Annotated in this window: 3 protein-coding genes and 1 pseudogene; 2 read left to right on the top strand and 2 right to left on the bottom strand. The window is 64.0% G+C overall.

Annotated features, from left to right (window positions below; genetic code table 11):
- Window positions 1-423: pseudogene (locus CAK78_RS08675) on the top strand (IS5-like element ISAs34 family transposase); the annotation flags it as partial.
- On the opposite strand, the gene CAK78_RS08670 reads toward CAK78_RS08675, so the two are convergent.
- Window positions 359-2,650, bottom strand: a complete 2,292-nt coding sequence (locus CAK78_RS08670) for an LTA synthase family protein (protein ID WP_254924733.1) — start codon at window positions 2,648-2,650, stop codon at window positions 359-361. The pseudogene CAK78_RS08675 and the gene CAK78_RS08670 overlap by 65 nt on opposite strands.
- A 254-nt stretch (window positions 2,651-2,904) precedes the next feature.
- Here CAK78_RS08670 and CAK78_RS08665 point away from each other — a divergent pair, with 254 nt between their 5' ends.
- Window positions 2,905-3,993, top strand: a complete 1,089-nt coding sequence (locus CAK78_RS08665) for a hypothetical protein (RefSeq protein ID WP_094697024.1) — start codon at window positions 2,905-2,907, stop codon at window positions 3,991-3,993.
- An 89-nt stretch (window positions 3,994-4,082) separates the two neighbouring features.
- Here the strand turns inward: CAK78_RS08665 and lysC are convergent, their stop codons facing one another.
- Window positions 4,083-5,435: a lysine-sensitive aspartokinase 3 gene (lysC, locus tag CAK78_RS08660; protein ID WP_094697023.1), complete on the bottom strand. Its 1,353-nt coding sequence runs from the start codon at window positions 5,433-5,435 to the stop codon at window positions 4,083-4,085.
- Window positions 5,436-5,563 lie beyond the last annotated feature (128 nt).

The following is a 5,563-nucleotide window of genomic DNA, read 5'->3' as shown; positions in this document are numbered from 1 at the left end:
CCGCTGGGGTTCTGCCTTTCGCCGGGGCAATCAGCGGAAATCAGATATGCGACAAGTGCGTTGGCCATGGCAAGGATCCCGACTTCATCAGGCCGTTATCGCACTCGGCCAACTCATCTTGCCGCAGATAAGGCCTATAGCAGCAGGGCTCTGCGGGCAGAACTCCGGCGCAGAAAGATAAAAGCGGTTATCCCGCAACGCAGCGACCAGCAACGGCACCATAAGGGACGTCCACTGGTGTTAGACAAAGCTCGTTATCGTAGGAGAAATGTGGTCGAACGGTGCTTCGGATGGCTGAAGAAGTTTCGCCGATTCTCAACGAGGTATGAAAAGCTGGCGGGAAGTTTTGCTGCTTTTATCAAGCTGGCTTTCTGCCTTCGTTACTTACGGGAACTATTGGTGGACAGAAAACCAGCATTTTGAGAACGCAGCCTAGGGGTGAGACGTCGAATCCCTTCTCCTCTCCCAGCACCGGATGAAGCAGAGCCTGATCCGGGAGGGGAGTCATGTCGCCTGCCAACAGCTGGCGGGTGGCCTGGCCCATCTGATAGAGCTGGCGTACCGGGTCGAACTGGGTCGCCAGATTGAGGGTGTCATCGGCGCGGGCAAAGACCATCATGGGGATCTGGTAGCTGGCATCGCGGGGCGGTTTGGCACCGTGAATGCCCTTGCCGGCCGACATCAGGAACGGCTGGTGATCGCCAAACGCCACCACCAGGTAGCGTTTGCCTGAGCGATCCAGACTGGTCAGCAGGTGCTCAAGCGATGCCATGGCATCCACCACGCCGGTGTAGTAGGTGTTGAGCAGCTGGCGGTCGGTGTCGCTCTGGTCCGGGCAGGCTTTGTCGAGCTGCTGGGCCTGGTAGCGATCTCCGTCGAAGGGGCCGTGCCCCTGCATGGTGACCGCGTAGGCAAACAGCGGCTGCTCATCCTGCTCGCTGCGCTTGAGCAGGTGGTCGATCAACGCATCATCCGAGATGTAGAGCCCCTTGTGTTCAAGCGTGGTGAAACGGTTGTCGAACCAGCGCTCCTCGTAGCCAAGGGCCGGGATCGCCTTGGCGCGGCCCCAGAACTTCTCCACATAGGGGTGGGCAAACAGGGTCCGGTAGCCGCTTTGCTTCGCACTCTGCGCCAGGCCCGGCACCTGCTCCGAGAGGTAGTAGTAGGGCACCACCCCTTGCTTGAGCAGCCCCACCGGCAGGCCGGTGTTCATCTCGAACTCCGCCAGCACCGTCATGCCGCCGGTGGTGGGGGAGTGGATGGTCTTGTGCCACTGCTGCACGCTGGCCGGCAGGCTCAGGGTGGGAGGGGGCGCGCAGATCTTGCCCTGCCAGCCGAGCCAGAGGGATTCATATTGCAGCACGATCACCAGATCGAAGCGGGGCGGCTGGCTCAGGCTGACGTGGCTGAGCTGAGGGGTGAACTCGTTGATCTGCAAGGGATAGCGAAACACGCTGCCGCTTTGCAACATCTCGTCCACCAGGTTGAACAGATAGAGGCCGGGCCCCGAGCGGATGATGTCCCTGTGGTAGTTGACCGCTCTGTCCACGTAGCGAATGTTGGGCCCCAGCAGCTTGTTGCCGGTCTGAGTGGCAAACACGCACAGCGCAAAGAAGGCGGCGGTGGCGGCGGCGGTGCGCAGCACCCAGCGCGACAGGGCGAAGCGCCAGCACAAGAAAAGGGCGAGTGCACCGCCCAGCAGCGGCAGCACAGGGTGCTGCTCCAGCAGGATGCGCAGCAGCGCCACCAGGTTGCCGAGATCATCCCCCCCGAGCGGTACCCCGTAGATGGCGATCTTCATGAAGTTGGCCAAGAGGCCGATGCCGGAGAGGGCGGTGAACACCAGCCCCATATAGAGGTTGAACCCTGCCAGCGCGCAGAGGCTCCAGCCCAGCACCATGCTGCCCCAGGCGAGGTAGTAGTGCTCGGGACGAAAGCCTGACCAGAGCAGAAATTCCCCCAGCTTGAACACCACGAAGCCGTGCAGCAGCACGAAGGTGAGGTTGCCGAGCAGCAGGCTGCCGGCGATGCGCCAGCGCAGACTGCGCCTGAGGGTGGGCAGCACCACCTTCAGCACGGCGGCACTCAGGGCCAGCACCAGCAGCAGACTGGTGCAGAGATAGGTGAGATTGAAACCTCGCTCCGGCAGGGTCTGCAGGATCTGGCTGAACTCGCCGCTTTCGGGCCTCTCCTTGAGCAGCAGGCCGATCCGCAGCTGATAGCGACTGGCCAGGGCGTCGTCGGGGGCGCGCAGGGTGCTGTTGAGATCCAGGGTGCAGCGCCCCTTGCGGCACTGTTGGCGTTTGTCCACCGGCTGACTCAGCTGATCGATGCGCTCGCCCCTGTCGTTGAGCAGCTCCACCCTGACCTTGTCCCCCTCCTGCAGTGGCCCCCGCAGTTGCCACTGGCTGCGTACCACCAGATAGAGACCGCGGCTGTCGCTCTTGTAGAGCAGGGCGTGGCGGGTGAGGGTGGCGATGGGGTTGTCCGCCGGCCCCAGCACCAGCGGCTGGGCCCGGCCGAGCCAGCTGGCGGGATTGATCTGCGGCAGCAACAGGGTCAGCAGCAGCAGCGCGGCCAGCATGCCCAGCAGCAGGGCGGGGAGACCGGAGACCCTGGCTGGCAAGCGCGCTGAAGTGGGGGCTTTCATATGAGCTCATCCTTTGAGCGAGTGACGGAGATGCATGGCTGCTGCATTTAATTTGACCCGATGGTGATGGGCTTGTTCCTTGTTGTCAATTTAATGACCGGACAATGAACATTGCGTGACCGTGAAACCATGCAAACTGTGATCCCGATCCGGGGGGCACACTCATTCTGTGATGAAAGCGTCATCATGACGCTTTGCCGCTGGTCTGCTCCAGCCTTGCTGCTTAGTCTCTCAATATGGATGGAGGTACATGTATGAATCCCAAAGTAGCGGCACGTCAGGCAAGGTTGCTCCGCATGCTGGAGAGCAAGGAGGAGATCCGGATCGGGCGCGAGCAGGACTGTCCCCTTTCGGTGGCCCAGCTGGTGCGTCTCAAGGAGGATCATCCGGCCGTGCTCAAGGTCTATCGTCACGGCCTCACCGCCGAGGTGTTCCACCTCAAGGTGGAGGGACATCACTGGTGCCTGAAGCGGCGCCGGCACGACCCCCTGGTGGCCAACGTGGACGGCAGAACCGCCTTCCTGACCGAGCTGGAGCGCCGCCGGGAGATAGAGGCCCTGCGGGAGTTGCACCCCACCATCCTGGCCAACGTGGTCTGCACCAGTTTTGGCTCGGCCCGGGCCGGGGTGCTGGTCTCCCCCTGGCTGCGGGGCGTGCCGGTGCATGACCTCAACGAGCGCAACCTGGCGCAGATGCTGACGGTGCAGGCGGAGCTGGCCCACTGGGGCTGGTTCGACTGGGATCCGAGCCCCGGCAACCTGCTGGATGACGGTCAGCAGATCAGCGTGTTCGACTTTGGCTACATGTGGCCCTTCGATCCCCGCCATGAATTCAACTCCAACGGCCTCACCGATCCCGGTTTTCACGTACCTGAACGGCTGGAGACCCGTACCCTCTCTGGCCTCTGGCTCGACGAGCCGGATCCGCTGCCGCAGTTTCGCTACTGGCGCGGCCTGTGCGTCAATTGGGCGCAGCGGGAACTGCAGCACCTGACCCGGGAAGGGGCGAGTGCGCCGGTGCTGGCCCGCTTGCAGGGCCTGCTGGGGGAGTGGCGCTCGGCGCTGGCCAGCGAAGAGGCGCTCGCCGCCAACTGGTGGCGCGACATGTATCGCAGCCACCGGCTCGACATTGCCGACGATCTCAGCGGCAAGAGCTGTGGCCCGCTCACCCTGCGCCGGCTCGACTGGCTGGAGCAGGCGGTGACCGAACATTACGCCGAACTGGCGGACAACCTGGGCCCCGACGAGGCGGGGCTGGATCAGGGGGCGCTGCTGCGCCGGCTGGAAGAGCTGCGTGAGGAGATCCGGGCCAACCTGCTGCCGGCGCTGACTACGGCGGGCTAGGGGCGCTCGACGCTCTCATCCCAACATCACCCTATATAGAAAGAGGGGCCCGGCGGCCCCTCTGTTGATCCTGGCGAGCTGACTGCCCCTTAGTCGAGCAGCTCCTGATGGAGGCGGTTGACGATGTGGCCCGCCTCGTCTTCCTTGACCAAAAAGCAGAGGTTGTGGGCGCTGGCGCCGTAACAGATCATGCGAATGTTGTGTTCGCGAATGGCGTCAAAGACTTGACTGCCCACCCCGACCGCCTCGCTCATCCGGTTGCCAATCAGCGCCACCAGCGCCAGCCCTGTCTCCACCTGCACCTTGCACTGCTGGCCGAGCTCCGCCAGCACCTTGTCATTGAGGATGGGTTCGCCGTTGCTCTGGCTGCCGGTGTGATCCAGGGTCAGCGACACGCTCACCTCGGAGGTGGTGATGAGATCCACCGAGATGCGGTGGCGGGCCAGGATGCCGAACACCTCGGCCAGGAAACCGTAGGCGTGGAACATGTTGAGGCTGTGCAGGGTCACCAGCACTTGGTTGCGGCGCAGGGCCACGGCGCGAAACAGCGGATTGGTGCGGGTGCTGGCGCGGATCCAGGTGCCGCCAGCGGCCGGATCCTTGGCAGAGCCGACAAACACCGGAATGTCGCGGCGCACCGCCGGCTGCAAGGTGGCCGGGTGCAGCACCTTGGCGCCGAAGGTGGCCATCTCGGCCGCCTCCACGAAGCTGATTTCGGGGATGGGGCGGGCGCGGGTAACCAGGCGCGGATCCGTGGTGTAGATGCCGGGCACGTCGGTCCAGATCTCGATGCTGCCGGCATCGAGCGCCTCGGCCAGGAGGGCCGCGCTGTAGTCGGAGCCGCCGCGGCCCAGGGTGGTGGTACGGCCATCGCCGTCGGCACCGATGAAGCCCTGGGTGATGATGAGGCTGTCGCCAAGCAGGGGGCCCAGCGTCTGCTGGCAGAGGTCACGGGTGGCGGCCAGATCCACGCTGGCCTTGCCAAAGCGGCTGTCGGTGCGCAGCAGCTGGCGCACATCTTGCCAGCGGGCCTTGACGCCGCGCTGGCGCAGCAGCTCGGTGAAGAGGCGGGTAGACATCAGCTCGCCGCAGGCGATGAGCCGGTCAGCCAGCTCTGCATCGGTATGCAGATGGGCCTGGCGCGCCATGGTGCGGATCTCGTCGAGCTGGTCGTGGATCTGGGCACTCACGTCGCCCGGGTGGCCAAGGTCGGCCAGAATGGCCTGCTGGATCTCGGCCAGTCTGGTCAGCTGCGCCTCCTGGCCCGCCTCGTCCAGATCGCCTTGGGCCAGTGCCACCAGCAGGTTGGTGACGCCGGCGCTGGCGCTCAGCACCACCACCCGGGTGGCCGGGTTGGCCAGTACCACGTCGGCGCAGTTGTTCATGGCTGCCGCGTTGGCGACGCTGGTTCCGCCAAACTTGGCGACATTGATCGGGCTCATTGCTTACTCCTGTCTTAATATGAAAATCCGGTTCCATCGGGCAAAAAGAGAGGAGGAGGCTGAAAATGGCAGGAATGATCGAAGCTATCCCGGCCAGAAGCACTCCACCCGCAGAGCCCATCCCGTAC

The organism is Aeromonas sp. A35_P (assembly GCF_002259925.1).
Taxonomy (GTDB): Bacteria; Pseudomonadota; Gammaproteobacteria; order Enterobacterales; family Aeromonadaceae; genus Aeromonas; species Aeromonas dhakensis.
Note: the sequence above shows the minus strand (reverse complement) of the source record. Positions and strands in the feature narration are given on the sequence as shown.

Coding starts and splice junctions, on each gene's coding strand:
- CAK78_RS08670 (WP_254924733.1), bottom strand. CDS start 2,650: ATGAAAGCCCCCACTTCAGCGCGCTTGCCAGCCAGGGTCTCCGGTCTC.
- CAK78_RS08665 (WP_094697024.1), top strand. CDS start 2,905: ATGAATCCCAAAGTAGCGGCACGTCAGGCAAGGTTGCTCCGCATGCTG.
- lysC (WP_094697023.1), bottom strand. CDS start 5,435: ATGAGCCCGATCAATGTCGCCAAGTTTGGCGGAACCAGCGTCGCCAAC.